The sequence below is a fragment of the Bacillus sp. SG20033 genome, assembly GCF_044570195.1.
GTDB lineage: Bacteria > Bacillota > Bacilli > Bacillales > Bacillaceae > Bacillus > Bacillus subtilis.
In genome coordinates, this window is sequence record NZ_CP172606.1 from 442848 (window position 1) to 467678 (window position 24831).

Below are 24831 nucleotides of genomic sequence, written 5' to 3' on the forward strand. Positions count from 1 at the left end.
GCATGAAAAAGTTCGCATTACTATTCATCGCTTTGGTGACGGCAGTTGTGATTTCTGCATGCGGAAACCAAAGCACAAGCAGCAAAGGTTCTGATTCTAAGGAAGAACAAATCACGGTGAAACACCAGCTGGACAAAAACGGAACAAAAGTACCGAAGAGCCCTAAAAAAGTTGTCGTATTTGACTTTGGAAGCTTAGATACACTAGATAAACTTGGTCTTGATGATAAAGTAGCGGGACTGCCGAAACAAGCCCTTCCTAAATATCTGTCCAAATTCAAGGATGACAAATATGCTGACGTCGGAAGCTTAAAAGAGCCAGACTTCGAGAAAGTGGCAGATTTAGATCCTGACTTGATCATTATCTCAGGAAGACAATCTGAGTCTTACAAAGAATTCTCTGAAATTGCGCCGACAATTTACCTTGGCGTAGACACAGCGAAGTATATGGAATCATTTAAGTCTGACGCAGAAACAATCGGTAAGATCTTCGATAAAGAAGATGAAGTGAAGGATGAACTCGCAAAAATCGATCATTCAATCGCAGATGTAAAGAAAACGGCTGAAAAGCTTAACAAAAACGGTCTCGTCATCATGGCGAACGACGGGAAGATCAGCGCATTCGGTCCTAAATCAAGATACGGCCTGATCCATGACGTGTTCGGCGTGACACCGGCTGATAAAAACATCAAAGCGTCTACTCACGGACAAAGCGTTTCTTACGAGTACATTTCAAAAACAAACCCGGATTACCTGTTTGTTATTGACCGCGGTACAGCGATCGGTGAAACATCATCTACTAAACAAGTCGTTGAAAATGATTATGTGAAAAATGTAAACGCAGTGAAAAATGATCATGTCGTCTACCTTGATTCTGCTACTTGGTACTTATCAGGAGGCGGTCTTGAGTCTATGGCACAAATGATCAAAGAAGTGAAAGACGGTTTAGAAAAGTAAAACCAAAAAGAGCCTCCGCTAAATAGCGGGGCTCTTTTTTTGTTAATCAGCGTGCCGGCTGCTGTTCGGCAGGGCGCTGAGGTTTCTTTAATGTGAATGAGAGAAGGAAGCCGACAAGTGCAATGACGGCAGCCACAATAAAAGCGGCGTTCATGCCGTGCAGGGCGGCGTGCTTCACATTTGTCGTGCCTGCATGTGCGGCCTGGTTGCTCATCACGGAAACCAATAGTGCGGTTCCGATCGAGCCGCCGACTTGGCGAATCGTGTTGTTCATCGCAGTTCCATGCGGAATCAAGTGGCGCGGCAGCGCGTTGATTCCAGCTGTTGTCACCGGCATCATGATCATGGCGGTGCCTAAGAGACGAACGGTGTATAAAACGACAATCCAAGCGAGTGACGTATGGTCAGTCAGCTGCATAAACGGCAGAGATGTCAGGAAGATGATGCAGAAACCGGCAATCGCCAGCCCTCTTCCGCCGACACGGTCAAAAATTCTGCCGATAATCGGCGACATAAAGCCCATCACAACGGCTCCCGGAAGGAGCATAAGCCCTGTATCAAAAGCTGTGACGTCTCTGACATTTTGTGTATAAAGCGGCAGGATGGTTTCCGTACCGATCAATAATGCAAAGACGAGGGTTCCCAGCAGTGTTGTTAAACTGAAAACGCCAAACGTGAAGACGCGGAATTCCAGCATCGGTTTTTCAAGCTTCATTTGTCTTGTGATAAACAAGAGCAGCGCGATGACACCCACCAGCAGTGAAATCAAGACGGTTGAACTGGACCAGCCATAAGAGCCGACGCTTGAGAAGCCGTACAGAAGGCCGCCGAACCCAAATGTTGAAAGGATGACTGATAAAATATCAATCTGTGTTTTTCTTAAAGTCGTCACGTTTTTCATCAGGATGCTGGCAAGAATCAAATCAATCACAGCAAACGGAAGAATAATATAAAACAATGATCTCCAAGAGAAAGCTTCGACAGCCCATCCGGAAAGAGTCGGTCCGATCGCAGGCGCGAATGAGATGACCAATCCGACCATACCCATAGCCTGGCCGCGCTTTTCAATCGGAAAGATTGTCAGGAATACAGTCTGCATGAGCGGCATCATAATGCCGGCTCCGGCCGCTTGAATGATACGTGCTGTCAGCAGAACCGGGAAGTTCGGCGCGAACGCTCCGACGACTGTTCCGACAGTGAAAATGCTCATTGCTGTGATGAGCAGCGCCCGGCTTGTGAATTTCTCAATTAAAAACGCGGTAATCGGAATTAAAATCCCGTTGGTTAACATAAATGATGTGGTCAGCCATTGTGCTTGGTTGGCATCGACATTGAAATCCCTCATGATATGGGGAAGTGCGGTAATCAACAATGTCTGGTTCAAAATCGCCACAAACGCTCCGGCTAACAAAATGCCGACAATGACAGAACGGTTAAAAGGTTTTTGTTCAATACTTGTGTTCAATACATATCCCTTCTTTTCTCTAAGTAATTAACAGTGTTTTTAACATGGAAACGGGCTGTGTTAAAACACCGGTTTGTTCCAGATAGCCAATCAGTGATTTGAGTAAAAAAGCGCGGGGTTCTTCCTTCTTCGCTTCTTCCTCCAGCATGGCGGCTGCGGATGTCAGTTCATCTACGTCATAGTCCGCGGCGGACAGGGAAGAGATGCCTTTATGTAATTCCTTCAGGCTTTCCGATAATAGGACTGATTTATCCTTTGGCTTGTAGGAGGATGCTGAATGAATATAAAGCTCGATGGCTTCGGGCGGAAGAAGAGACTGGCGGGTTTCCCTGTTTTTGATAATCTGATTGAGGGTGCTGATGATAAACTCTGCGATCGGGTCAAGCTCAAGCGGTTTTTCCTCGATTTTGATCAGCATTAAAAACTCACGCATCATGCCGTGAAGAATGATAACCAAATCCCACACAAACGGGAGAATGGTTTCTCCATACGCCTGGATCAGCGAATCGCGGTGCCAGCAGATAATCGTCGATCTGGTCTGATGGATATGCTGTTTGACCCGGTCATTATGCAGCTTGGGGTTTCCGTAGGTCAGCATATTGAAAAACTGCTGATTCCGCCTGAAGCCCTCCAGTTCCATTTTGACCTTTTGCGTCAAACGCTCCTCCGGTGTAAGTGCGGTATTTTCCTGAAGTCTTGAGGCTGCGGCCACCATTTGCTTCTGGTTAAATGACAGCAGCTCCAAAAGCAGATCTTCTTTAGATTGGAACAGCTTATATATCGAAGCTTTTGACATCTTACATTCTTCTGCGATCGCCTGCATGGAAACCGACGTAAAATCCTTTTCCGAAAAAAGCTTTCGCGCGGCTAACAAGATATCTGTTTTTTTATCAAGCATCTCATGGCTTCCTTCTTTCTTGAACATTAGAAAACCCATTGGTTCACAGAAAACCAATGAGTAACTATGAAAAAATTTTACCAAATAAACAAAATAGAAGTCAATGGATTTTAACCGGGTAAATGAAAGGCCTGCCGGAAAATCCGACAGGCCGAATAAGAGCTTATTTTTCAACTTTAAATCCTTGTTTTTCAAGCATTTCACGGATGTGCGGATAGTACAGGCGCTCATAGTAGGAAGCGATGCTCTGTGACCAGTTTCTTGTTTCTTTTCCGTTTGTCCGTTTATTCATGTATTCAGACATCTGTTCGTCGTAAGTCTGAATGTGAGACGTCAGCTCATCCTGATTCAAATAAGTTTCCTGATGATTGACAGCTTCCTGCGGCAAGCGCGGTTTTTTCGCTGAACGGTCGGCAGGATGCCCAATGACAAGGCCGGATAAAGGGAACACGTATTTTGGAAGCTCAAGCAGTTCGATCAGCTCTTGAGGGTTTCCGCGAACCGCACCGATCGGAACTGTGCCAAGTCCGAGTGACTCAGCCGCTGCTGTTGCTGTGCCGAGGGCAATACCAGCGTCTACTGCTCCGACAAGAACAGATTCCAATCCATTTGTGATTTCCATTTTGAAATCATGCAGATCTTCAAGCGCAATTTTGGCCCGATTGAAATCTGCGCAGAACAGCAGGAAAACAGGAGCTTGATCGATCCATGGCTGGCCGCCTGCCAGCTCGGAGATTTTCTTTTTGCGCTCTTTATCCTGGACTGTGATCACAGTCACTTGCTGTCCGTTGATAGAAGAAGGGGCTGATTGCACCGCTTCAATGATTTGGTCCAATTGCTCCTGAGCTACAGGCTCATCTGTGTAGCTGCGAATCGAGCGGTGGTCTGTTAAAGATTTAATCACTTCATTCATATGGGACACCCTTTCTTTACTCGCTAAGCTCTGTGCGGACAACATCAAGAGGGGCGCTCAGCAGTTCTTTTCCTTTTGCGACAAACCCTTGGAAATGCGCAGTTTCGTTATGGAATTTCATTGCCGCTTCATCTTTCCATTTTTCAAGCATGACAAATGTATTTTCTTCGCCTACTTTTTCGAATAGGTCGTATTGCGCGTTGCCTTCCTCAGCTCTTGAATGCTGAACAAGTGATTGAGCCTCGCTCAAAAATTCCTCGCGTTTTTCTGGTTTTACTTTGATGTAAGCTTGTAATACGATCATTTAAATCTCCTCCGTTGTTATGCGAATTTATTGTTCGAATTTCATCGAACTAAATGTAACATGTATTCTAAATGAGGTAAAGGAAAAACCCTTAAATAGTAAAATTGTCATTCTAATTGTTGTGTGATACATTTGTGTCATGAACATTCCAAACCATCCAGAAACAGAAACATTGCAGCTGACAAAGGTTCTTCATGCACTTAGTGATCCGCTTCGTTTAGAGCTCGTCAAGCAATTAGCTGAAGCAAAAGAAAAAACGTGCAGCACCTGTGCAGATGTGCAGGTTGCCAAATCGACTTTGTCGCATCATTTTAAAGTTTTGAGAGAATCGGGCATCGCTCAAGTTCGGATAGAAGGAAAGCGCCGGTATTATTCGCTTCGCGCTGAAGACCTTGAAAAGGCATTTCCGGGCCTGCTTGAAGCCGTGCTGAATGTAGACCAGGACCGCTGGTGAATCAATCCCCTGTAACGGGGATTTTTTTATGTCCGTAAACCGCTTTGAAAAGCCGCTGCACACCCGCCTGAATATCTTCTTCCTTCAGCCGTGCAAAGCCGATAATGAGAGCAGGCCTGCCCGTTTGCCGCTTGTTTTCCTTCAAGTTAAATCGGCTCATTCCGAATATTTCAAGCTGCAGCCCGGCAGCATGTGACAGGATGTCTTGTTCGGTGCGCCTGGTATCAAATTCGGTAACAAAATGCAGCCCCGCATTTGCCCCTTTTACGGTAACCTCTCCGCTGAACTCTGCTTCTAAAGCGGTGATCAGGCGTTCTCTCTTTTCTTTATAATGCTGCTTCATTTTTTTTATATGCTTCTGATATTCACCAGACTCGATAAATTCCTGCAGGGTGAGCTGTGTGAGTGATGAGCAAGTCTGCAGATCATAGCCCCGCTGTTTGTATGCCCTCAACAGCTCAGGCGGCAACACCATATAGCTGATCCGCAAGCCGGGGAGAAGGGACTTTGAAAAGGTTCCCATATAGATGACATTTTGAAAACGGTCGAGGCTTTGCAGCGCCGGAATACTGTCTACATCATATGTGAATTCACTATCATAATCGTCCTCAATGATATATCGGCGCGGCTCCTCGGCTGCCCAGTTCAGCAGCTGAATTCTTCTGGATACAGGCATAATCGTTCCGGACGGAAACTGATGCGACGGGGTGGTCACCAGCACATCTGGCTGCTGTCTGGTGATTTCAGCAATCGACATGCCTTTTTCATCCAGCATGATCGTCTTTACTTGTTTTCCGGCATTCTTCAAAAGCTGATACATGCGCCTGTAGCCAGGCTCCTCCATCGCATACACGGCTTCCTTGGGTAAAAGCTCAGTCAACAGCTGCATGAGCACCTGTGTGCCTGCCCCTATGATCATTTGTTCCGGCCTGCATTTTACACCCCTCGTCAGGGAAATGAGCCTCGTAATGGCCGCTCTCACTTCATATATCCCTTGCGGATGTGACATATCGCCGAGCGTGCGGTATGAGCGGGAGGCCGCTTTTTGCTCGCAGCGGAACCAGCTTTTGATCGGAAAATGGTCTGTATCGGAACTCATGTGTGAAAACGATATCCAATCGCTCTGGTCGATGTGAATCTCTTTTAGGTCATCCGGCAGTGCAAATGGAGGGTGCTCCTCGGCGGAAAACATGTCTAGTTCCTCCACGAAGAAACCCTTTCGTTCAATGGCGTACAAATACCCCTCAGCCAGCAGCTGCTGATAGGCTGAATTCACTGAATTTACGCTGACCTTGAGATTTTCAGCCAGCTCCCGCTTGGAGGGAACCTTCGAGTGCGGCAGCAGATTGCGGCTGAGGATTTCTTTTTTCAGCTTTTGATAAATTTGCTGATAGATATAATCGGCTTGTTCTGAACGATCGAGTGTAATCGTGATATCCATTTGTATTTTCTCCTTCTGATACCATCAAAAAGTTATAATTGGTACTTTTCATCATACCAAAGAAAAGTCAGAATGATAAGAAAATACCGACAGGGGGATATTCACATGAGTCAAACAACAGCAAGCATCACAACTGCACAATGGCAGCAAAAACGGGATCAATTTGTGTCAAAAGGTGTGAGCAACGGCAACCGCAGTCTGGCGGTCAAAGGAGAAGGGGCCGAGCTGTACGATCTGGACGGCCGGAGATTTATTGATTTTGCAGGCGCCATCGGCACGTTAAATGTCGGACACTCGCATCCGAAGGTGGTTGAGGCTGTGAAGCGGCAGGCGGAGGAGCTGATTCATCCTGGCTTTAATGTCATGATGTACCCGACTTATATCGAGTTAGCCGAAAAACTGTGTGGCATTGCACCGGGCAGCCATGAGAAAAAAGCGATTTTTCTTAACTCAGGGGCAGAAGCGGTCGAAAACGCTGTGAAAATCGCCAGAAAGTATACAAAGCGCCAAGGCGTTGTCTCGTTTACACGCGGGTTTCACGGGCGCACGAATATGACGATGAGCATGACAAGCAAGGTAAAACCTTATAAATTCGGTTTCGGGCCTTTTGCGCCAGAGGTTTATCAAGCGCCGTTCCCTTATTATTATCAGAAGCCGGCCGGCATGAGTGATGAAAGCTATGACGATATGGTCATTCAAGCATTCAATGATTTCTTTATCGCTTCAGTGGCGCCTGAAACGGTGGCGTGTGTCGTGATGGAGCCAGTGCAGGGAGAAGGCGGGTTTATTATTCCTTCGAAACGGTTCGTACAGCACGTCGCTTCATTCTGCAAAGAACACGGCATTGTTTTTGTTGCTGATGAAATCCAAACCGGCTTTGCCAGAACTGGCACTTATTTCGCAATTGAGCACTTTGATGTAGTGCCCGATCTGATCACGGTTTCTAAATCGCTTGCGGCAGGCCTGCCATTAAGCGGCGTGATCGGGCGTTCGGAAATGCTTGATGCGGCAGCGCCAGGGGAGCTGGGCGGCACGTATGCCGGCAGCCCGCTCGGCTGCGCGGCTGCTTTGGCAGTCTTGGATATTATCGAAGAAGAAGGACTGAATGAGCGATCTGAAGAAATTGGCAAAATCATTGAAGATAGGGCGTATGAGTGGAAAAAAGAATTCCCGTTCATCGGTGACATCCGCAGACTCGGGGCGATGGCCGCAATCGAAATCGTCAAGGATCCAGACACGCGTGAGCCTGATAAAGCAAAAGCAGCAGCGATCGCGGCCTATGCGAATCAAAACGGATTACTTTTGCTGACAGCGGGAATTAACGGTAATATCATCCGCTTTTTGACACCGCTCGTCATCTCAGACAGCCTTTTAAATGAAGGGCTCAGCATCTTGGAGGCGGGCCTGCGAGCTTAATCATTGGAAAGAAAACGGCTGGGTCTGCTATCATTTTAAGTAATCATGAAAAGAAAGGAATGTTCAATATGCCAGATCAATTAACGGTCTACAACCCGGCTACGGGCGAGGAGATCAAAACGATTCCTCAGCAATCAGCCACAGAGGTAGAAGAAGCCATTGAACGTTCACATCAAGCGTTTAAAACGTGGTCTAAAACATCAGCGAACGAAAGAGCGTCTCTTTTGAAAAAATGGTATGAGCTGATTGTTGAACATAAAGAAGAGCTTGCAGATTTAATTACAAAGGAAAACGGAAAACCATACCAGGAAGCAGTCGGCGAGGTACTTTACGGCGCAGGCTATATCGAATGGTTCGCAGAGGAAGCGAAGCGTGTGTACGGAAGAACGGTCCCGGCCCCGACAACGGGTAAACGAATTGTTGTCACACGCCAGCCGGTCGGCCCCGTTGCTGCTATCACGCCCTGGAATTTCCCGAATGCGATGATTACACGCAAAGCGGCGCCTGCTCTTGCCGCCGGCTGTACATTTATCATCAAGCCGGCGCCGGACACACCGCTGTCTGCTTATGAACTAGCGCGCCTCGCATATGAAGCGGGCATTCCGAAGGATGTTCTTCAGGTTGTAATCGGCGATGGAGAAGAAATCGGAAATGTGTTCACAAGCAGTCCGAAAATCCGCAAAATCACCTTCACAGGCTCAACACCTGTAGGGAAAATCCTTATGAAAAACAGCGCGGACACCGTGAAGCACGTCTCAATGGAACTCGGCGGACACGCCCCGCTGATCGTAGATGAAGATGCGGACATTGACCTTGCCGTTGAACAGGCGATGGCGTCCAAATACCGAAACGCCGGCCAAACCTGCGTATGTGCCAACCGCCTGATCGTTCATGAATCCATTAAAGATGAATTTGCTGCGAAACTGAGCGAGCAAGTGTCTAAGCTGAAAGTCGGAAATGGACTTGAGGAAGGCGTCAATGTCGGCCCGATCATTAACAAACGAGGCTTCGAAAAAATCGTCAGCCAAATTGATGATGCGGTTGAAAAAGGCGCGAAAGTGATTGCTGGGGGCACATATGACCGAAACGATGACAAAGGGTGCTACTTTGTGAATCCGACAGTGCTCACCGATGTCGATACGTCCATGAACATCATGCATGAGGAAACATTCGGCCCGGTCGCCCCGATCGTCACGTTTTCTGATATTGATGAAGCGATTCAGCTTGCCAACGATACACCGTATGGCTTGGCTGCTTACTTCTTCACAGAAAACTACCGCCGCGGCATCTATATTTCCGAGAATCTAGAGTATGGCATTATCGGCTGGAATGACGGCGGACCGTCAGCGGTTCAAGCGCCATTCGGCGGAATGAAAGAAAGCGGCATTGGCCGTGAAGGCGGTTCAGAAGGTATCGAGCCGTACCTTGAAACAAAATATTTGTCCATCGGTTTATAAAAGAATGCACGCTCATGAGAGCTGCCGGATTTTCCGGCAGCTCTTTTTGTGTTCCGGCGAATAATCACAACAATTCCAGCCAAAATAACAGCAAATACATTTTGAAAGAAGGTTCCCCAACAATGGATTTATTATTGGCTCTTCTCCCGGCTTTGTTTTGGGGGAGCATTGTTCTCTTCAATGTGAAATTAGGCGGCGGGCCGTACAGCCAGACACTGGGAACGACGATCGGGGCACTCATTGTTTCTATCGTTATTTACTTTTTTGTTCAGCCCGTTCTGTCCCTTCGCATTTTTATTGTTGGAATCGTATCCGGCTTATTTTGGTCACTTGGACAGGCCAACCAGCTGAAAAGCATTCAATTGATGGGCGTGTCGAAAACAATGCCGATTTCCACAGGAATGCAGCTCGTTTCCACCTCGCTGTTCGGTGTGATCGTGTTCCGCGAATGGTCAACACCGATTGCGATTACGCTTGGCGTTCTCGCTTTGATCTTTATCATTGTGGGAATCATTCTCACGTCCTTGGAAGATAAGAATGATAAAAAAGAGGGCGAGCCAAGCAATTTGAAAAAGGGCATTTTGATTCTCCTTGTTTCGACTCTTGGTTATTTGGTTTATGTAGTCGTGGCTAGATTATTCAATGTGTCCGGCTGGTCCGCGCTGCTGCCACAGGCAATTGGCATGGTGGTCGGGGGGTTAGTTTTAACCTATAGACACAAACCCTTTAACAAGTATGCGATCAGAAATATTCTCCCAGGGTTAATCTGGGCAGGCGGAAATATGTTTTTGTTTATTTCTCAGCCGCGAGTCGGCGTTGCAACGAGCTTTTCCCTTTCACAAATGGGAATTGTCATTTCTACGCTCGGCGGTATTTTCATCCTGCGTGAAAAGAAAACGAAACGCCAGCTAATAGCAATTGCGATCGGGATTATCCTGATAATTGCCGCCGCCGTATTCTTAGGAATCGCCAAAACAAATTCATAACAAATGGAGGAGGATGTATATGTATCCGGATTTAAAAGGAAAAGTCGTCGCTATTACAGGAGCTGCTTCAGGGCTCGGAAAGGCAATGGCCATCCGCTTCGGCAAGGAGCAGGCAAAAGTGGTTATCAACTATTATAGTAATAAACAAGATCCGAACGAGGTAAAAGAAGAGGTCATCAAGGCGGGCGGTGAAGCTGTTGTCGTCCAAGGAGATGTCACGAAAGAGGAAGATGTAAAAAATATCGTGCAAACGGCAATTAAAGAGTTCGGCACACTCGATATTATGATTAATAATGCCGGTCTTGAAAATCCTGTGCCATCTCACGAAATGCCGCTCAAGGATTGGGATAAAGTCATCGGCACGAACTTAACGGGTGCCTTTTTAGGAAGCCGTGAAGCGATTAAATATTTCGTAGAAAACGATATCAAGGGAAATGTCATTAACATGTCCAGTGTGCACGAAGTGATTCCTTGGCCGTTATTTGTCCACTATGCGGCAAGTAAAGGCGGGATAAAGCTGATGACAGAAACATTAGCGTTGGAATACGCGCCGAAGGGCATTCGCGTCAATAATATTGGGCCAGGTGCGATCAACACGCCAATCAATGCTGAAAAATTCGCTGACCCTAAACAGAAAGCTGATGTAGAAAGCATGATTCCAATGGGATATATCGGCGAACCGGAGGAGATCGCCGCAGTAGCAGCCTGGCTTGCTTCGAAGGAAGCCAGCTACGTCACAGGCATCACGTTATTCGCGGACGGCGGTATGACACAATATCCTTCATTCCAGGCAGGACGCGGTTAAACAAAAAAAGCGACCCAGACATCACATCTGGATCGCTTTTTTATTACGCACGCTTTTTCTTAACAAGTGCTGCTACAGATAAAATAATGGCAGCCGCAGACAGCACAATCGCTGTAATGTCTAGAGCTGAAGAACCTGAGTTTTCGGAATCGTCTTCTGTTTTCGTGGCGCCGTGCTCATCTGTCACTTGCTTTGCAGACGTGATGTTTGTAATGGAATGAGGTGTATCGGCATCCTCGTCACCTGTCCACTCAACAATGCTGCCGTCTTTGTAATATTGGTATGCGTCCCAAGCAGCTTCCTCCGCTTTGTCAGGGTTTTTGGCAACAAAGGTAAACTGCTGGAACTGTCCTTCCTGAATGCCTCCGTCAGTCGCCTCCCATGTCACGGACACTGATTTGTCATCATGTTTTTGAGTGGAGACCTTCCAGCCCGGAATTGGCTCATATTGCTGGAATTCAACATCCTTCGGCATTTTGAGGACTACCTTCGTTGTCGGCAGATTTTTCTCTGAAGGAACCTTCATTGTATACGTTTCCCAAGAGCCTGCAGCAGACTCAGCCGGTTTTACAGAAACATGCGCGCTGGCAGGGGCCGTAAAGAATAAGAGGGAGCCGACAATAGCCGGACATAGTGTCAATGCGATTTTTTTCAACAATGTAAACACTCCTTAATTGGTCTTTGTAAACATGATATTGATTTCGTTAAAGTCGCCGGTCAGGCCGTGGACTTTGATCTTCCAGTTTCCTTTTTCATTAATCGACAGGTTTTGATCCTGGAAGACGCCTTTTGTTTTTTCTTTTAATGTAAAAGTGCTTTTGTTTTCGCTGCCTGACAGGCCTGTTTTATAAACGGTTAACGTGATTTGCTGGATGTTTTTCACGGGATCTCGGTTATGGTCGGTGACCCGCAGCTCAAAAACATTTTTTCCGGGCTGGTTTGGGCTGATGCTGAGAGAAACGCTTTGTCCGTTCTCAATCGCTTTGGTTTGGTAGAACGGTTCCGGCGCCGGCTCAGGCGGGCTTGGCAGGCTTGTAAACACGGCCGCTGTGATCAATACAGCGATGCCGATTGCCCACTCCGCTTTCAACGTTCGGCTGATTCCTGTGCGGCGCTGCTTTCTGGTAAGCAGAAAATGAATCGTGCCTAAGACCAGCATGAAAACAAACAGCCCGCTTTTCACTAAAAGAGCTTGGCCGTACGCTGTATGGAACAGTGAATCCATTGAACGAATGATGAAAAATCCATTGAGCAAGCCTGAAAACAAAATGACGCCGACTGCAGTGAGCGCCCATGGAGAGAATCGTCTGACCGTCTCCCACGCGAGCGTTTTGTCAGGCTGCCTCCATTCTTTTGAGAGCAGCAAAACGAGTGCCGCTATTCCGCCGACCCAGATGGAAGCGGAAGTTAAATGAAGGAAATCCATCAAAATGCCGACCGTTTTTTCTTCAACGACAGCAGCATGCCCGGTAAACGCCTTGGCGAGCAGGAGACCGAAAAAGAAAATGAGCGGCGCTGTCCAATAGCCAAAGGATGAAAAGCGGTTTTTTCGTATCGCAGGGATGACAGACAGTGCGAGCAGCACGAACAGCGCGGCCTGTATGATCCAAATGGAGCCGCCTGCTGTCTCAAACAGTGTTTCTCTGATGTAGCCCGGCTGGAATGCGCTGCCCCAGCCGCCGCCTGCGTTCGCTTTTGTCTGAATCGGAAGCTGAAGCAAAAGCGCCAGCCCCAATGCTGCGATCGAGCCGGTCAGGATACGTCTCGTCCGTTTGACGAGCTGTTCTGATTTCCCTTTATACCAGAAAAGATGGAAGAAAACCGTTCCGATAAACAGAGATAAGGCTGTATACAGAATCGCGCGATCTGCTGCTGTTCCCGGATTCAGCGCTGAGTCGGCTGCTTTTTGGCTGCTGAATCCGCCATCCGCTTTCCCGATACTGAACGGAATGACGCCGGAAACAGGATGTCCATCCGCGGATACGGCATTCCATTCCGCTCTGTACACATCTTTAGGCAGATTCTTCTTCAGCTTCACTGTCATGATGTGATGATTATCTTTTTTGATTTCAGTCTTGTCCGTATCCACACGGTCGCCGTTTGAATTATAGACTTTAATGTAATGAAACCCTTCTTCAACCGGTTCATTAAATTCGATTTCCACCTGTGCAGGGGCGCTTTTTAATTCGCTGTTTTCCCCTGGTGAAGATTTGACAATATAGGCGTGAGCAAAGCTTGTTTTCGGCAGGAAAACAAGAAAAAGCAGAAGGATGATCCACCATCTGTTTCGCTTCATCACTCAGACACCACCTTCCGCTGTATGTGTTGTGTTATTTCTTGGTGCAGGTGCAGCGTTTCTTTCGGTCTTGAAGCATGTCTTCCAGCGCTTGGTCGAAAGTGCAGACGGCTCCGCCGAATCCTTTTTGAAATCGTTCGGCATGATCAAGTGTCGCAAACGGAATGGCCTGCGGCTGGCAGCAGTGCAGGTTTAATTCAGCATTTACGACGAAATAAGCCGAACCGGCACTGACGGTTGTCTGTAACAGAAAATCTCTGCAAATCAAGTGTGAAACCTCTTCCGTTTTATCCGCGTAACGCAAAAACGCACAATGTGCGCAGCATAGCTGTTCAATGTCTTGGTTTACCGTAATCAGCTGAACCGAATGAGCTTGATTGACGGGCTTCAAGCAATAGCTGCACATATGATCCGTGTGAGGTGTTCGGGCGGGGAGCGTGATGCCGCCGGCCGTTTTAATGACTTGATTTGACTGAACCAGCTGATTGACATCTCTGTATACCGTCATTTCCGAAACGCCAAACCTTGCGCTGATGTCAGAAATTCTGAGCGCGCCTTCTTCTTTCAGCCACTTCAGTATGTGTTGCTGTCTATTAATCGGAAGCATTCATACACCCTCTTTATTAAGATCTATTTAAGCGTAGAGGATTTTAGAGACAGAGACAAGTAAGCTGATGATAAAAAATGTGAAAATGTGTTGAACAGCAACAAAACGAAACAGAAGAGACTCTGGTATAATAGACATATGGAATAGAAAGTGAGGAATACCCTATGAAAGAAACACCATGCCCGAACTGCGGCAAACCTTTGACAGGCGATATGGTCAGATCATCAAATGTGCCTTGTCAATTTCGCTGCGGACACTGCCGGGAACGGCTTTATGAATATAAAGTATCAGCTCCGATTATGCTGGTATCATTAGCGGCCATTGTGCTGCTCATTTATCTTTTGCTGCTCCTCCGCAATGCGGCAGGTTCAATGCTGCCGGCTGTACAGCACGTGCCGATGGCTGTTTTTGCGCTTGTGTGCGCCTATCCCGTTTTTATTGTGAGTGAGCGGATGATTGCAAAGTACGTGATTCAAAATGGCAACATCATTTATAGAGGAAAGAGAAAAGGCTCCTGAAATCAGGAGCCTTTTTATTTTTAAAAAATTGTCACAGTCATGTGCCAAAGTCCTCTTTACTTTCAATTGTATAGGGACTGTAAGCGTTTTAACATAGAGTCAAAGGGAAGCATCATTCCCTGAACATATTTTTTTATCTTACAGCGACAAACAAAACAGGGAGGGTTTATATATGCAGCAGCAAGAACAGCAGCAAGGCGGCATGAAAGTGAAAGTGCAGCGCTTTGGGAGTTATTTGAGCGGAATGATCATGCCGAATATCGGCGCATTTATCGCGTGGGGTATCATTACCGCGTTGTTTATTCCGGCAGGATGGTTTCCGAATGAACAGCTGAACACGCTGGTCAGCCCGATGATTACGTATTTATTGCCGCTTTTGATAGCGTATACAGGCGGAAAAATGATCTACGACCACCGCGGCGGAGTTGTCGGAGCGACAGCGGCAATTGGGGTGATTGTCGGATCGGATATTCCAATGTTTTTAGGCGCAATGATTATGGGTCCGCTTGGCGGATACCTCATTAAACAGACTGATAAATTATTCAAGGATAAAGTCAAACAAGGCTTTGAAATGCTGATCAACAACTTTACGGCAGGGATTGTCGGCGCGGCTTTAACGATTCTCGCGTTTTACGCCATCGGTCCGGTTGTCCTGACGCTAAATAAATTGCTGGCGGCTGGTGTGGAAGTCATTGTACACGCTAATTTACTGCCGGTAGCCAGTGTTTTTGTAGAACCGGCGAAAGTGTTGTTCCTCAACAACGCCATAAACCATGGAATCTTAAGCCCGATCGGAATCGAGCAAGCATCTCAAACAGGAAAATCAATTCTGTTTTTAGTAGAAGCGAACCCTGGACCGGGGCTCGGCATTTTGCTGGCGTACATGTTCTTTGGCAAAGGATCTTCAAAATCAACGGCTCCCGGTGCGGCGATCATCCATTTCTTCGGAGGGATTCACGAGATTTACTTCCCGTACATTCTGATGAAACCGGCCCTGATTCTCGCAGCCATTGCCGGCGGAGCAAGCGGACTCTTAACGTTTACGATCTTTAATGCCGGACTTGTCGCGGCAGCGTCACCGGGAAGCATTATCGCATTGATGGCAATGACGCCAAGAGGAGGCTATTTCGGCGTATTGGCGGGTGTATTGGTCGCTGCAGCTGTATCGTTCATCGTTTCAGCAGTGATCCTGAAATCCTCAAAAGCTAGTGAAGAAGACCTGGCTGCCGCAACAGAAAAAATGCAGTCCATGAAGGGGAAGAAAAGCCAAGCAGCAGCTGCTTTAGAGGCGGAACAAGCCAAAGCAGAAGAAGCGTCTGAGCTGTCTCCTGAAAGCGTGAACAAAATTATCTTTGCGTGTGATGCGGGAATGGGATCAAGTGCCATGGGGGCATCCATCTTAAGAAACAAAGTGAAAAAAGCGGAGCTTGACATCAGTGTGACCAACACGGCCATTAACAATCTGCCAAGCGATGCGGATATTGTCATCACCCACAAAGATTTAACAGACCGCGCGAAAGCAAAGCTGCCGAACGCGACGCACATATCAGTGGATAACTTCTTAAACAGCCCGAAATACGACGAGCTGATTGAAAAGCTGAAAAAGTAATCTTATAGAAAGAGAGTGATACTCATGCAAGTACTCGCAAAGGAAAATATTAAACTCAATCAAACGGTATCATCAAAAGAAGAGGCCATCAAATTGGCAGGCCAGACGCTGATTGACAACGGCTACGTGACAGAGGATTACATTAGCAAAATGTTTGAACGTGAAGAAACGTCTTCTACGTTTATGGGGAATTTCATTGCCATTCCACACGGCACAGAAGAAGCGAAAAGCGAGGTGCTTCACTCTGGAATTTCAATCATACAAATTCCAGAGGGCGTTGAGTACGGAGAAGGCAACACGGCAAAAGTGGTATTCGGCATTGCGGGTAAAAATAATGAGCATTTAGACATTTTGTCTAACATCGCCATTATCTGTTCAGAAGAAGAAAACATTGAACGCCTGATCTCCGCTAAAAGCGAAGAAGATTTGATCGCCATTTTCAACGAGGTGAACTGACATGATCGCCTTACATTTCGGTGCGGGAAATATCGGGAGAGGATTTATCGGCGCGCTGCTTCACCATTCCGGCTATGATGTGGTGTTTGCGGATGTGAACGACACGATGGTCAGCCTCCTCAATGAAAAAAAAGAATACACAGTGGAACTGGCGGAAGAGGGACGTTCATCGGAGATCATTGGCCCGGTGAGCGCTATTAACAGCGGCAGTCAGACCGAGGAGCTGTACCGGCTGATGAATGAGGCGGCGCTCATCACAACAGCTGTCGGCCCGAACGTGCTGAAGCTGATTGCTCCGTCTATCGCAGAAGGTTTAAGACGGAGAAACGCTGGAAACACACTGAATATCATTGCCTGCGAAAATATGATTGGCGGAAGCAGCTTCTTAAAGAAAGAGATATACAGCCATTTAACGGAAGCAGAGCAGAAATCCGTCAGTGAAACGGTAGGTTTTCCGAATTCTGCCGTTGACCGGATCGTCCCGATTCAGCATCATGAAGACCCGCTGAAAGTATCGGTTGAACCATTTTTCGAATGGGTCATTGATGAATCAGGCTTTAAAGGGAAAACACCAGTCATAAACGGCGCACTGTTTGTTGATGATTTAACGCCGTACATCGAACGGAAGCTGTTTACGGTCAATACCGGACACGCGGTCACAGCGTATGTCGGCTATCAGCGCGGACTCAAAACGGTCAAAGAAGCAATCGATCATCCGGAAATCCGCCGTGTTGTTCATTCGGCGCTGCTTGAAACTGGTGACTATCTCGTCAAATCGTATGGCTTTAAGCAAACTGAACACGAGCAATATATCAAAAAAATCATCGGTCGCTTTGAAAATCCCTTCATTTCGGATGATGTGACCCGTGTAGCGAGATCGCCTCTCAGAAAACTGGGAGAAAATGATAGACTTGTAGGTCCGGCAAAGAAAATAAAAGAACCGAATGCACTGGCGGAAGGAATTGCCGCAGCCTTGCGCTTCGATTTCACCGGTGACCCTGAAGCGGTTGAACTGCAAGCGCTGATCGAAGAAAAAGGATACAGCGGCGTACTTCAAGAGGTGTGCGGCATTCAGTCCCATGAACCGTTGCACGCCATCATTTTAAAGAAACTAAATCAATAACCGACCACCCGTGACACAATGTCACGGGCTTTTTTTACTATCTCGCAATCTAGTATAATAGAAAGCGCTTACGAAAACAGGGGAAGGAGAATGACGATGAAACAATTCGAGATTGCGGCAATACCGGGAGACGGAGTAGGAAAAGAGGTTGTAGCGGCTGCTGAGAAAGTGCTTCATACAGCCGCTGAGGTACACGGAGGTTTGTCATTCTCATTCACGGCTTTTCCATGGAGCTGTGATTATTACTTGGAGCACGGCAAAATGATGCCCGAAGATGGAATACATACGCTTACTCAATTTGAAGCGGTTTTTTTGGGAGCCGTCGGAAATCCGAAGCTGGTTCCCGATCATATATCGTTATGGGGCCTGCTGCTGAAAATCCGGAGGGAGCTTGAGCTTTCCATTAATATGAGACCCGCCAAACAAATGGCAGGCATTACGTCGCCGCTTCTGCATCCAAATGATTTTGACTTCGTGGTGATTCGCGAGAACAGTGAAGGTGAATACAGTGAAGTCGGCGGGCGCATTCACAGAGGCGATGATGAAATCGCCATCCAGAATGCCGTGTTTACGAGAAAAGCGACAGAACGTGTCATGCGCTTTGCCTTCGAATTGGCGAAAAAACGGCGCAGCCATGTGACAAGCGCCACAAAGTCTAACGGCATTTATCATGCGATGCCGTTTTGGGATGAAGTCTTTCAGCAGACAGCCGCTGATTATAGCGGAATCGAAACATCATCTCAGCATATTGATGCGCTGGCCGCTTTTTTTGTGACGCGTCCGGAAACGTTTGATGTCATTGTGGCGAGCAACTTGTTCGGTGATATTTTAACCGACATCAGCTCAAGCCTGATGGGAAGCATCGGCATTGCGCCTTCTGCGAACATCAATCCATCCGGCAAATATCCGTCCATGTTTGAACCGGTTCACGGCTCAGCTCCTGACATTGCCGGACAGGGCCTTGCCAATCCGATCGGCCAGATTTGGACAGCGAAGCTGATGCTCGACCACTTCGGAGAGGAAGAATTGGGGGCGAAAATTCTTGATGTAATGGAGCAAGTGACTGCCGACGGCATCAAAACACGCGACATTGGGGGACAAAGCACAACGGCTGAGGTCACTGATGAAATCTGTTCGCGCTTAAGAAAGCTCTGATGAATCAGGCCGGTGGCAGATGGCTGCCCCGGCCTGTCCATTTCCTTACGAAAATTTCCACGAAAGTCTAACCAAGCAGATCCAAATGCTGTATAATAATTTGGAATTCTTAGGAAAGCATCGGGTGAAGGAAGTTGAATGCAAAAACAATCACGTTAAAGAAAAAAAGAAAAATCAAAACGATCGTTGTACTCAGTATCATTATGATCGCAGCTCTCATTTTTACGATTAGATTGGTGTTTTACAAGCCTTTTCTTATTGAAGGATCATCAATGGCCCCAACGCTTAAAGACTCAGAAAGAATTCTGGTTGATAAAGCAGTCAAATGGACTGGCGGGTTTCACAGAGGCGACATCATAGTCATTCATGACAAAAAGAGCGGCCGCTCATTTGTCAAACGTTTAATCGGTTTGCCTGGTGACAGCATTAAAATGAAAAATGATCAGCTGTACATAAATGATAAAAAGGTGGAAGAACCGTACTTAAAGGAACAACAACAAGAGGTCAAAGAATCGGGTGTAACCTTAACGGGTGACTTCGAGGTTGAGGTTCCTACCGGTAAATATTTTGTGATGGGAGATAACCGTCTCAATTCACTGGATAGTAGAAACGGAATGGGCATGCCTTCTGAGAACGATATCATCGGTACTGAATCTCTCGTCTTTTATCCATTCGGTGAGATGAGACAGGCAAAATAAAACTCAGTGCAACAAAGAACATGGAACGTACGGAACCAAAACACGCGATTATAAAGTACCGTGCGCGTTTAAAAAATTTCTGATGAAACTGGGCGGAGCCGTTTTTCCGCCCCGTTTTTTATGATAGAGAGCGTTTTGAAGAAAAGGGTCCTGTTGAAATAAACAGAATCAGGATTGGCGAAGCCGTGAAGCGCATCGAATTGATAAATCTCAAGATGGGTATGCTGTTTTTCCCGCAGTTTTTTGATAAGAAGCGCTACGTCAAACGACGGCTCATAATTAGGGAAAAACAATAGGACCGGGCAGGCTGGCACGTGATGAAGAGAGTCGCGTATCCGGGAACCGTAATAACAAACCGATCCGCTCACCTCAGGCATACTGCTGCATTTCCATGCGATAGTAGCCCCCACGCTGAATCCAATCACAAAGATGTGCCGTCCGGCGTTTTGCCTGATCACATTCTGGATGATGGTTTCTCCCGTTTTCAGCCGTTCGTGTTTTGTAAATTGTTCGTATGCCGTTTTTTCTTCTTGCAGTGTGTAGACTTCATCCTCGCCGAGCAGGTTGGGCGTCAACACATCATATCCAGCCATTTTGATCAGCCGGCCCATCTTTTTCATATGGCTGTTTACACCGTATATTTCGTGTACGAGAATGACAAGCGGTTTTGGGGACATAACGGCCTCCTTTTGTGTTTTTTCCATTATATCCTATCGTTTCACTTTAGGCTGAGATATAATGGTCAAAAAAAGGAGATATAAAATGAACTCATTATCTTTGCCTCACCGCTATCCATTTTTGTTTATTGATGGCGTGACGGATAGCGAGCCCGGCAAACATGCGGCAGCTTATAAGCTGATTAGTGAGAACGACTGGTTTATCACTGATACGCAAACAGAAATGCCGTTTTCACTTGTGATTGAAGCGCTTGCGCAAACCGCGGCTTTTACAGGAATTACAGATAAGAACAGCTTGGGATTATTGTCTTCGGTGAAGAAAGCGGAAAAGCTGGGAGAAGCTGTGCCCGGTGACCGGCTTGATCTTACGTTTGAAGTCACGCGCAATCGGCGCGGGTTTGTGTTCGGACATGCCAAGGCATCAGTTGGAGAGCAGCCTGTTGCTGAAGCTGAAATCGGCATCTATATTGAAAAATGAAAAAAACCCTTCACAACATTTTGTGAGGGGTTCTATTTTGTGTCGTAATCCCGTTCGCTTTGAGAGTTATCTCTTTGCTGGCGTTTGTGTTTTTCATCATTCATATTTTCCTTCAGCTCTTCATTAGGAATCGGATCGGTTAAGTCGTTGTGCTCGGGGTTTTCATTTGGTTTGTTTTGCTGTTTTTTTTCTGTCATGTTTGATCACCTCACCGTTTGTTTTCCTCTTATCCATTCTCCTCAAACATAGGAAATCGCTTTTTTGTCCCGCTGGGTATAATGTATTAGAATAGAGAGAAGCACAACAAAAAGATAAAGAGAGGTACATATATGTCTGTTCAAAGAGAAGATGTAGATATCAAGCTGATCGCAATTGATATGGATGGTACACTGCTGAACGACGAGCAGCTGATCTCGGATGAAAACCGCAAAGCCATTCGTGAAGCGGAGGATAAAGGTGTGTATGTGGTGATCAGCACGGGCCGGACGCTGATGACGTGCAGGGAGCTGGCGGAATCGCTAAAGCTGTCATCCTTTCTAATCACGGCAAACGGCAGTGAAATTTGGGATTCGAATTTTAATTTGGTGGAACGGAAGCTGCTTCATACGGACCATATTCAAATGATGTGGGATTTGCGGAATAAGCACAACACTAATTTCTGGGCTTCTACGGTGAATAAAGTATGGAGAGGCGAGTTTCCGGAAAACATTACGGATCATGAATGGCTCAAATTCGGCTTTGACATCGAGGATGACGATATCCGAAACGAAGTGCTTGAGGAGCTGAGAAAAAACAAAGAGCTCGAAATCACAAATTCAAGTCCGACAAACATTGAAGTCAACGCGCTTGGCATCAACAAAGCTGCAGCCCTTGCCAAGGTTACGGAAAAACTCGGCTTTACAATGGAGAATGTGATGGCGATGGGCGACAGCCTTAATGACATTGCGATGATCAAAGAAGCGGGTCTTGGCGTCGCAATGGGCAATGCGCAAGACATCGTAAAAGAAACGGCTGATTATATCACGGATACAAATATTGAGGATGGTGTCGCTAAAGCGATTCGCCATTGGGTACTATAAAAAAAGAGAGTCCTAAGATGGACTCTCTTTTTTAGTTTGGCAGGTTTTATTCTGGGACCATGGTAGGTTTTCTGACAAAAGTATTTCACAAACTGATATGATTCACTTATAATGAAATAAAGTTCAAAAATTCGGAATAGTCGTTCCGAATTTCGGGACAATAAATGACATAAAGCATATCGTTTGCTTTGGCAGGAGGGATTCTGTGTTTCAGATTGATTTAAACTGTGATTTAGGAGAAAGCTTCGGAGCCTACAAGATAGGCCTTGACCAAGATATTTTAGAGTATGTGACATCAGCGAATATCGCATGCGGATTTCATGCAGGAGATCCTAGTGTTATGCGAAAAACCGTCGCGCTTGCAGCAGAAAGAGGCGTGAAAATGGGTGCGCATCCGGGCTTGCCGGATTTACTCGGTTTTGGGCGCCGCAATATGGCGATTTCTCCTGAGGAAGCGTATGATCTTGTCGTTTATCAAATTGGCGCGCTCTCTGGCTTTCTAAAAGCAGAGGGACTTCACATGCAGCACGTCAAGCCGCATGGCGCTTTATACAATATGGCGGCAGTCGATCAAAAACTGTCGGATGCCATCGCGAAAGCTGTCTATAAGGTTGATCCCGGCCTGATTCTTTTCGGTCTTGCTGAGAGCGAGCTTGTAAAAGCGGGAGAACGGATCGGACTTCAGACCGCAAATGAAGTGTTCGCCGACAGAACATACCAATCGGACGGCACGCTGACACCGCGCTCCCAGCCGGACGCACTCATTGAAAGTGATGATGCCGCCGTCACCCAGGTCATCAAAATGGTGAAAGAAGGGGCGGTCAAATCTCAGCAAGGACATGATGTGTCATTAAAAGCAGATACAGTCTGCATTCATGGAGATGGAGCCCATGCGCTGACATTTGCGCAAAAAATCAGAAAACAGCTCAAAGCGGCTGGAATTGAAGTGACAGCTATTTCAGAACAGAGGTCAACATAAAGGAGGAACAATAGATGGAGCAGCAGAAAAAGACAGCAGGAAAAAAAGCGGGCAGCTGGTCATTGCTGATGGGCGCCGCCTTTTTAATGGCGACATCAGCAATCGGACCGGGTTTCCTCACCCAAACCGCAACATTCACAAACACACTCGCAGCAAGCTTCGGTTTTGTCATCTTAATCTCTATTATTTTAGATATTTTCGCCCAAACCAATGTGTGGCGCATCATCGCAGTTTCTGGAAAACGAGGTCAGGAAATTGCGAATATGGTGCTTCCCGGACTGGGGTATTTCATCGCCATTCTCGTCGTGCTTGGCGGACTAGCTTTTAATATTGGGAATATCGGAGGGGCCGGGCTGGGACTTCAGGTGCTGTTCGGCATTACACCTGAAACAGGCGCTTTAATCAGTGCCGTTATCGCCATTTTGATTTTTGTCATCAAGGAAGCAGGAAAAGCGATGGACCGTTTTACGCAAATCGCGGGGTTCGTGATGATTATTTTAACGGTCTACGTTGCGGCGACGACAGCTCCTCCGGTCGGACAGGCAGTCGCAAATACATTCGTCCCGGAACACATCAGCATATTTGCCATTGTCACCCTAGTGGGCGGAACCGTCGGCGGTTATATCACATTTGCCGGGGGACACCGTTTGCTTGATGCCGGAATTAAAGGGAAGGAATCCATTCCGCAGGTGACAAAAAGCTCGGTTGTCGGCATTTTAATTACATCTGTCATGCGTATCGCTCTTTTTCTTGCGGTTCTAGGCGTTGTATCGAAAGGCCTGCACATCGATGAAAGCAACCCGGCGGCTTCTGTCTTCAAGCTGGCTGCTGGAAATGTCGGTTATAAAATTTTCGGATTGATCATGTGGTCTGCGGCGATTACGTCTGTTATTGGAGCAGCCTATACATCTGTTTCATTTTTCAAGACCTTTTCTCCAAAAATTGAAAAGAATTCACGCGGTATTATTATCGGATTTATTGTGGTTTCTACGTTAGCTTTTGTCACAATCGGCCAGCCTGCGAAGATCCTCGTCCTTGTCGGTTCACTGAACGGCTTAATTCTGCCGATTGCGCTCGGAACGCTGCTTGTTGCCGCCTACAAGAAAAACATTGTCGGTGATTATAAGCATCCGCTTTGGCTGACAAGCACAGGCGCGCTTGTAGTGATTGTAATGGCAGTTATGGGAATCTACACGTTATGTACACAACTTCCTCAATTGTGGAGCTGATATAAGTGGAGCAATTAAACAAAATGGCGCCAAAGGATGTACGCGCCCTGATACGAGAGGGGAAAATAAACGGGCCGACCGCAGGCATGTCCGGCGGCTACGCCCAAGCGAATCTTGTGGTTTTGAAAAAGGACCTAGCTTTTGATTTTCTGCTGTTTTGCCAGCGAAATCAAAAGCCCTGCCCCGTGCTGGATGTGACTGAAGCAGGTTCGCCTGTGCCGTCTCTGGCTGCGCCGGATGCTGATATCAGAACGGACTTTCCGAAATACCGTATTTACAGGCACGGTATCCTAACGGAAGAAGTATCTGATATTACGCCATACTGGGAGGACGATTTTGTCGGCTTTCTGATCGGATGCAGTTTCTCCTTTGAACAGGCACTGATCAATAATGGGATAGCTGTCCGGCATATTGATGAGGGGACAAATGTCTCGATGTATAAAACGAATATCGATTGTGTTCCGGCGGGGGCGTTTCACGGACAGATGGTTGTCAGCATGAGGCCGGTTCCTGAACAGCTGGCTGTACGTGCTGCACAAGTGACCTCGCGTTTTCCGGCTGTGCACGGAGGGCCGATCCATATCGGCAATCCGGGAGCAATCGGGATTCGCGATCTCGGGAAACCGGATTTCGGAGATGCCGTTCCCATTCGTGACGGCGAGGTTCCTGTTTTTTGGGCATGCGGGGTGACCCCGCAAGCCGTGGCTATGAATGTAAAGCCTGAAATGGTCATCACACATGCGCCGGGGCATATGCTCATCACAGATATTCGAGACGAGTCGCTTGCGGTGCTGTAACCTCTCGTCATCCTGATGAACGAGAATTAAAAGAG

At 47.0% G+C, this 24831-nt stretch carries 27 protein-coding genes; 17 read left to right on the forward strand and 10 right to left on the reverse strand.

The window, feature by feature from the left end; all coding sequences use genetic code 11:
• Nucleotides 1-2: 2 nt before the first annotated feature.
• Complete coding sequence (gene yclQ / locus ACFVP7_RS02255) at nt 3-956, forward strand: petrobactin ABC transporter substrate-binding protein YclQ (RefSeq protein ID WP_014478834.1); 954 nt, start codon at nt 3-5, stop codon at nt 954-956.
• A gap of 46 nt (nt 957-1002) precedes the next feature.
• Here yclQ and ACFVP7_RS02260 read toward each other — a convergent pair whose 3' ends face one another.
• The 4 genes from ACFVP7_RS02260 to ACFVP7_RS02275 form a co-directional block, all read right to left on the reverse strand.
• On the reverse strand, nt 1003-2421 hold the full coding sequence (locus ACFVP7_RS02260; protein WP_015382772.1) for an MDR family MFS transporter: 1419 nt from the start codon (nt 2419-2421) through the stop codon (nt 1003-1005).
• Between the two features lie 19 nt (nt 2422-2440).
• On the reverse strand, nt 2441-3319 hold the full coding sequence (locus ACFVP7_RS02265) for a TetR/AcrR family transcriptional regulator (RefSeq protein ID WP_003246592.1): 879 nt from the start codon (nt 3317-3319) through the stop codon (nt 2441-2443).
• A 163-nt stretch (nt 3320-3482) separates the two neighbouring features.
• Nucleotides 3483-4232: an oxygen-insensitive NADPH nitroreductase gene (nfsA, locus tag ACFVP7_RS02270; protein WP_396582954.1), complete on the reverse strand. Its 750-nt coding sequence runs from the start codon at nt 4230-4232 to the stop codon at nt 3483-3485.
• Between the two features lie 16 nt (nt 4233-4248).
• The gene (locus ACFVP7_RS02275; protein WP_003234477.1) at nt 4249-4536 is read right to left on the reverse strand and encodes a putative quinol monooxygenase; all 288 of its coding nucleotides are present in this window, start codon (nt 4534-4536) and stop codon (nt 4249-4251) included.
• Nucleotides 4537-4675: 139 nt separating this feature from the next.
• Between ACFVP7_RS02275 and ACFVP7_RS02280 the strand changes: the two genes are divergently transcribed.
• Nucleotides 4676-4990 (forward strand): helix-turn-helix transcriptional regulator, encoded by a 315-nt coding sequence (locus ACFVP7_RS02280; RefSeq protein ID WP_003234476.1) that lies wholly within the window; start codon nt 4676-4678, stop codon nt 4988-4990.
• A 1-nt stretch (nt 4991) separates the two neighbouring features.
• On the opposite strand, the gene gabR is transcribed toward ACFVP7_RS02280, so the two are convergent.
• A complete protein-coding gene (gabR, locus tag ACFVP7_RS02285) occupies nt 4992-6431 on the reverse strand; it encodes a transcriptional regulator GabR (RefSeq protein WP_106074065.1) in 1440 nt (479 codons plus the stop codon).
• Between the two features lie 105 nt (nt 6432-6536).
• On the opposite strand from gabR, the gene gabT reads away from it, so the two are divergent.
• The 4 genes from gabT to gdh all read left to right on the forward strand — a co-directional run bounded on the left by gabT (nt 6537) and on the right by gdh (nt 11095).
• Entirely contained in the window at nt 6537-7847 is a 1311-nt protein-coding gene (gene gabT / locus ACFVP7_RS02290; RefSeq protein ID WP_015252814.1) for a 4-aminobutyrate--2-oxoglutarate transaminase, read from the forward strand.
• Between the two features lie 68 nt (nt 7848-7915).
• Nucleotides 7916-9304, forward strand: coding sequence for a succinate-semialdehyde dehydrogenase (gene gabD / locus ACFVP7_RS02295; RefSeq protein ID WP_015382777.1), 1389 nt, complete (start codon nt 7916-7918; stop codon nt 9302-9304).
• Nucleotides 9305-9426: 122 nt separating this feature from the next.
• Nucleotides 9427-10290 carry a glucose uptake protein GlcU gene (glcU, locus tag ACFVP7_RS02300; protein ID WP_003234455.1) on the forward strand — a complete coding sequence of 288 codons (864 nt, stop codon included), beginning with the start codon at nt 9427-9429 and terminating at the stop codon, nt 10288-10290.
• Between the two features lie 19 nt (nt 10291-10309).
• A complete protein-coding gene (gdh, locus tag ACFVP7_RS02305; protein WP_003246720.1) occupies nt 10310-11095 on the forward strand; it encodes a glucose 1-dehydrogenase in 786 nt (261 codons plus the stop codon).
• Nucleotides 11096-11138: 43 nt separating this feature from the next.
• On the opposite strand, the gene ACFVP7_RS02310 is transcribed toward gdh, so the two are convergent.
• Genes ACFVP7_RS02310 through ycnK form a run of 3 tightly spaced genes read right to left on the reverse strand, consistent with a single transcriptional unit; the run spans nt 11139 to nt 13998 of the window.
• Nucleotides 11139-11753 (reverse strand): YcnI family protein, encoded by a 615-nt coding sequence (locus ACFVP7_RS02310; protein ID WP_014475816.1) that lies wholly within the window; start codon nt 11751-11753, stop codon nt 11139-11141.
• Between the two features lie 12 nt (nt 11754-11765).
• Nucleotides 11766-13391: a copper transporter YcnJ gene (gene ycnJ, locus ACFVP7_RS02315; RefSeq protein ID WP_396583248.1), complete on the reverse strand. Its 1626-nt coding sequence runs from the start codon at nt 13389-13391 to the stop codon at nt 11766-11768.
• 34 nt (nt 13392-13425) lie between these two features.
• On the reverse strand, nt 13426-13998 hold the full coding sequence (ycnK, locus tag ACFVP7_RS02320) for a copper uptake transcriptional regulator YcnK (RefSeq protein WP_076458421.1): 573 nt from the start codon (nt 13996-13998) through the stop codon (nt 13426-13428).
• A 164-nt stretch (nt 13999-14162) separates the two neighbouring features.
• On the opposite strand from ycnK, the gene ACFVP7_RS02325 reads away from it, so the two are divergent.
• The 6 genes from ACFVP7_RS02325 to sipU all read left to right on the forward strand — a co-directional run bounded on the left by ACFVP7_RS02325 (nt 14163) and on the right by sipU (nt 19557).
• Nucleotides 14163-14516 carry a hypothetical protein gene (locus ACFVP7_RS02325; RefSeq protein WP_003234445.1) on the forward strand — a complete coding sequence of 118 codons (354 nt, stop codon included), beginning with the start codon at nt 14163-14165 and terminating at the stop codon, nt 14514-14516.
• Between the two features lie 172 nt (nt 14517-14688).
• Complete coding sequence (locus ACFVP7_RS02330) at nt 14689-16125, forward strand: PTS mannitol transporter subunit IICB (protein ID WP_010886406.1); 1437 nt, start codon at nt 14689-14691, stop codon at nt 16123-16125.
• A gap of 24 nt (nt 16126-16149) precedes the next feature.
• The gene (locus tag ACFVP7_RS02335) at nt 16150-16581 is read left to right on the forward strand and encodes a PTS sugar transporter subunit IIA (protein WP_003246714.1); all 432 of its coding nucleotides are present in this window, start codon (nt 16150-16152) and stop codon (nt 16579-16581) included.
• Nucleotide 16582: 1 nt separating this feature from the next.
• Nucleotides 16583-17704 (forward strand): mannitol-1-phosphate 5-dehydrogenase, encoded by a 1122-nt coding sequence (locus ACFVP7_RS02340; RefSeq protein WP_124073411.1) that lies wholly within the window; start codon nt 16583-16585, stop codon nt 17702-17704.
• Nucleotides 17705-17794: 90 nt separating this feature from the next.
• Nucleotides 17795-18859, forward strand: coding sequence for a tartrate dehydrogenase (locus ACFVP7_RS02345; protein ID WP_003234436.1), 1065 nt, complete (start codon nt 17795-17797; stop codon nt 18857-18859).
• Between the two features lie 134 nt (nt 18860-18993).
• Nucleotides 18994-19557: a signal peptidase I sipU gene (gene sipU, locus ACFVP7_RS02350; RefSeq protein WP_375060392.1), complete on the forward strand. Its 564-nt coding sequence runs from the start codon at nt 18994-18996 to the stop codon at nt 19555-19557.
• Nucleotides 19558-19625: 68 nt separating this feature from the next.
• On the opposite strand, the gene ACFVP7_RS02355 is transcribed toward sipU, so the two are convergent.
• Nucleotides 19626-20234, reverse strand: a complete 609-nt coding sequence (locus ACFVP7_RS02355; protein WP_181216790.1) for a dienelactone hydrolase family protein — start codon at nt 20232-20234, stop codon at nt 19626-19628.
• 85 nt (nt 20235-20319) lie between these two features.
• Here ACFVP7_RS02355 and ACFVP7_RS02360 point away from each other — a divergent pair, with 85 nt between their 5' ends.
• On the forward strand, nt 20320-20712 hold the full coding sequence (locus tag ACFVP7_RS02360; RefSeq protein ID WP_122895042.1) for a 3-hydroxyacyl-ACP dehydratase FabZ family protein: 393 nt from the start codon (nt 20320-20322) through the stop codon (nt 20710-20712).
• Nucleotides 20713-20744: 32 nt separating this feature from the next.
• Here the strand turns inward: ACFVP7_RS02360 and ACFVP7_RS02365 are convergent, their stop codons facing one another.
• On the reverse strand, nt 20745-20909 hold the full coding sequence (locus ACFVP7_RS02365) for a hypothetical protein (RefSeq protein ID WP_003234425.1): 165 nt from the start codon (nt 20907-20909) through the stop codon (nt 20745-20747).
• Nucleotides 20910-21041: 132 nt separating this feature from the next.
• Between ACFVP7_RS02365 and ACFVP7_RS02370 the strand changes: the two genes are divergently transcribed.
• The 4 genes from ACFVP7_RS02370 to ACFVP7_RS02385 all read left to right on the forward strand — a co-directional run bounded on the left by ACFVP7_RS02370 (nt 21042) and on the right by ACFVP7_RS02385 (nt 24796).
• On the forward strand, nt 21042-21791 hold the full coding sequence (locus tag ACFVP7_RS02370; protein ID WP_003234424.1) for a phosphoglycolate phosphatase: 750 nt from the start codon (nt 21042-21044) through the stop codon (nt 21789-21791).
• Between the two features lie 205 nt (nt 21792-21996).
• A complete protein-coding gene (gene pxpA, locus ACFVP7_RS02375; protein WP_003234423.1) occupies nt 21997-22770 on the forward strand; it encodes a 5-oxoprolinase subunit PpxA in 774 nt (257 codons plus the stop codon).
• A 14-nt stretch (nt 22771-22784) separates the two neighbouring features.
• Nucleotides 22785-23999 (forward strand): NRAMP family divalent metal transporter, encoded by a 1215-nt coding sequence (locus ACFVP7_RS02380; RefSeq protein WP_003234422.1) that lies wholly within the window; start codon nt 22785-22787, stop codon nt 23997-23999.
• Between the two features lie 23 nt (nt 24000-24022).
• The gene (locus ACFVP7_RS02385; protein WP_396583249.1) at nt 24023-24796 is read left to right on the forward strand and encodes a putative hydro-lyase; all 774 of its coding nucleotides are present in this window, start codon (nt 24023-24025) and stop codon (nt 24794-24796) included.
• Nucleotides 24797-24831: the final 35 nt, after the last annotated feature.

Excerpts from the sequence above, each read along its gene's own strand:
- yclQ (WP_014478834.1), top strand. The coding sequence starts at position 3 with ATGAAAAAGTTCGCATTACTATTCATCGCTTTGGTGACGGCAGTTGTG.
- ACFVP7_RS02265 (WP_003246592.1), bottom strand. The coding sequence starts at position 3,319 with ATGCTTGATAAAAAAACAGATATCTTGTTAGCCGCGCGAAAGCTTTTT.
- nfsA (WP_396582954.1), bottom strand. The coding sequence starts at position 4,232 with ATGAATGAAGTGATTAAATCTTTAACAGACCACCGCTCGATTCGCAGC.
- ACFVP7_RS02275 (WP_003234477.1), bottom strand. The coding sequence starts at position 4,536 with ATGATCGTATTACAAGCTTACATCAAAGTAAAACCAGAAAAACGCGAG.
- ACFVP7_RS02280 (WP_003234476.1), top strand. The coding sequence starts at position 4,676 with ATGAACATTCCAAACCATCCAGAAACAGAAACATTGCAGCTGACAAAG.
- gabR (WP_106074065.1), bottom strand. The coding sequence starts at position 6,431 with ATGGATATCACGATTACACTCGATCGTTCAGAACAAGCCGATTATATC.
- gabT (WP_015252814.1), top strand. The coding sequence starts at position 6,537 with ATGAGTCAAACAACAGCAAGCATCACAACTGCACAATGGCAGCAAAAA.
- gabD (WP_015382777.1), top strand. The coding sequence starts at position 7,916 with ATGCCAGATCAATTAACGGTCTACAACCCGGCTACGGGCGAGGAGATC.
- glcU (WP_003234455.1), top strand. The coding sequence starts at position 9,427 with ATGGATTTATTATTGGCTCTTCTCCCGGCTTTGTTTTGGGGGAGCATT.
- gdh (WP_003246720.1), top strand. The coding sequence starts at position 10,310 with ATGTATCCGGATTTAAAAGGAAAAGTCGTCGCTATTACAGGAGCTGCT.
- ycnJ (WP_396583248.1), bottom strand. The coding sequence starts at position 13,391 with ATGAAGCGAAACAGATGGTGGATCATCCTTCTGCTTTTTCTTGTTTTC.
- ycnK (WP_076458421.1), bottom strand. The coding sequence starts at position 13,998 with ATGCTTCCGATTAATAGACAGCAACACATACTGAAGTGGCTGAAAGAA.
- ACFVP7_RS02325 (WP_003234445.1), top strand. The coding sequence starts at position 14,163 with ATGAAAGAAACACCATGCCCGAACTGCGGCAAACCTTTGACAGGCGAT.
- ACFVP7_RS02330 (WP_010886406.1), top strand. The coding sequence starts at position 14,689 with ATGCAGCAGCAAGAACAGCAGCAAGGCGGCATGAAAGTGAAAGTGCAG.
- ACFVP7_RS02335 (WP_003246714.1), top strand. The coding sequence starts at position 16,150 with ATGCAAGTACTCGCAAAGGAAAATATTAAACTCAATCAAACGGTATCA.
- ACFVP7_RS02340 (WP_124073411.1), top strand. The coding sequence starts at position 16,583 with ATGATCGCCTTACATTTCGGTGCGGGAAATATCGGGAGAGGATTTATC.
- ACFVP7_RS02345 (WP_003234436.1), top strand. The coding sequence starts at position 17,795 with ATGACGATGAAACAATTCGAGATTGCGGCAATACCGGGAGACGGAGTA.
- ACFVP7_RS02355 (WP_181216790.1), bottom strand. The coding sequence starts at position 20,234 with ATGTCCCCAAAACCGCTTGTCATTCTCGTACACGAAATATACGGTGTA.
- ACFVP7_RS02360 (WP_122895042.1), top strand. The coding sequence starts at position 20,320 with ATGAACTCATTATCTTTGCCTCACCGCTATCCATTTTTGTTTATTGAT.
- ACFVP7_RS02365 (WP_003234425.1), bottom strand. The coding sequence starts at position 20,909 with ATGACAGAAAAAAAACAGCAAAACAAACCAAATGAAAACCCCGAGCAC.
- ACFVP7_RS02370 (WP_003234424.1), top strand. The coding sequence starts at position 21,042 with ATGTCTGTTCAAAGAGAAGATGTAGATATCAAGCTGATCGCAATTGAT.
- ACFVP7_RS02380 (WP_003234422.1), top strand. The coding sequence starts at position 22,785 with ATGGAGCAGCAGAAAAAGACAGCAGGAAAAAAAGCGGGCAGCTGGTCA.
- ACFVP7_RS02385 (WP_396583249.1), top strand. The coding sequence starts at position 24,023 with ATGGCGCCAAAGGATGTACGCGCCCTGATACGAGAGGGGAAAATAAAC.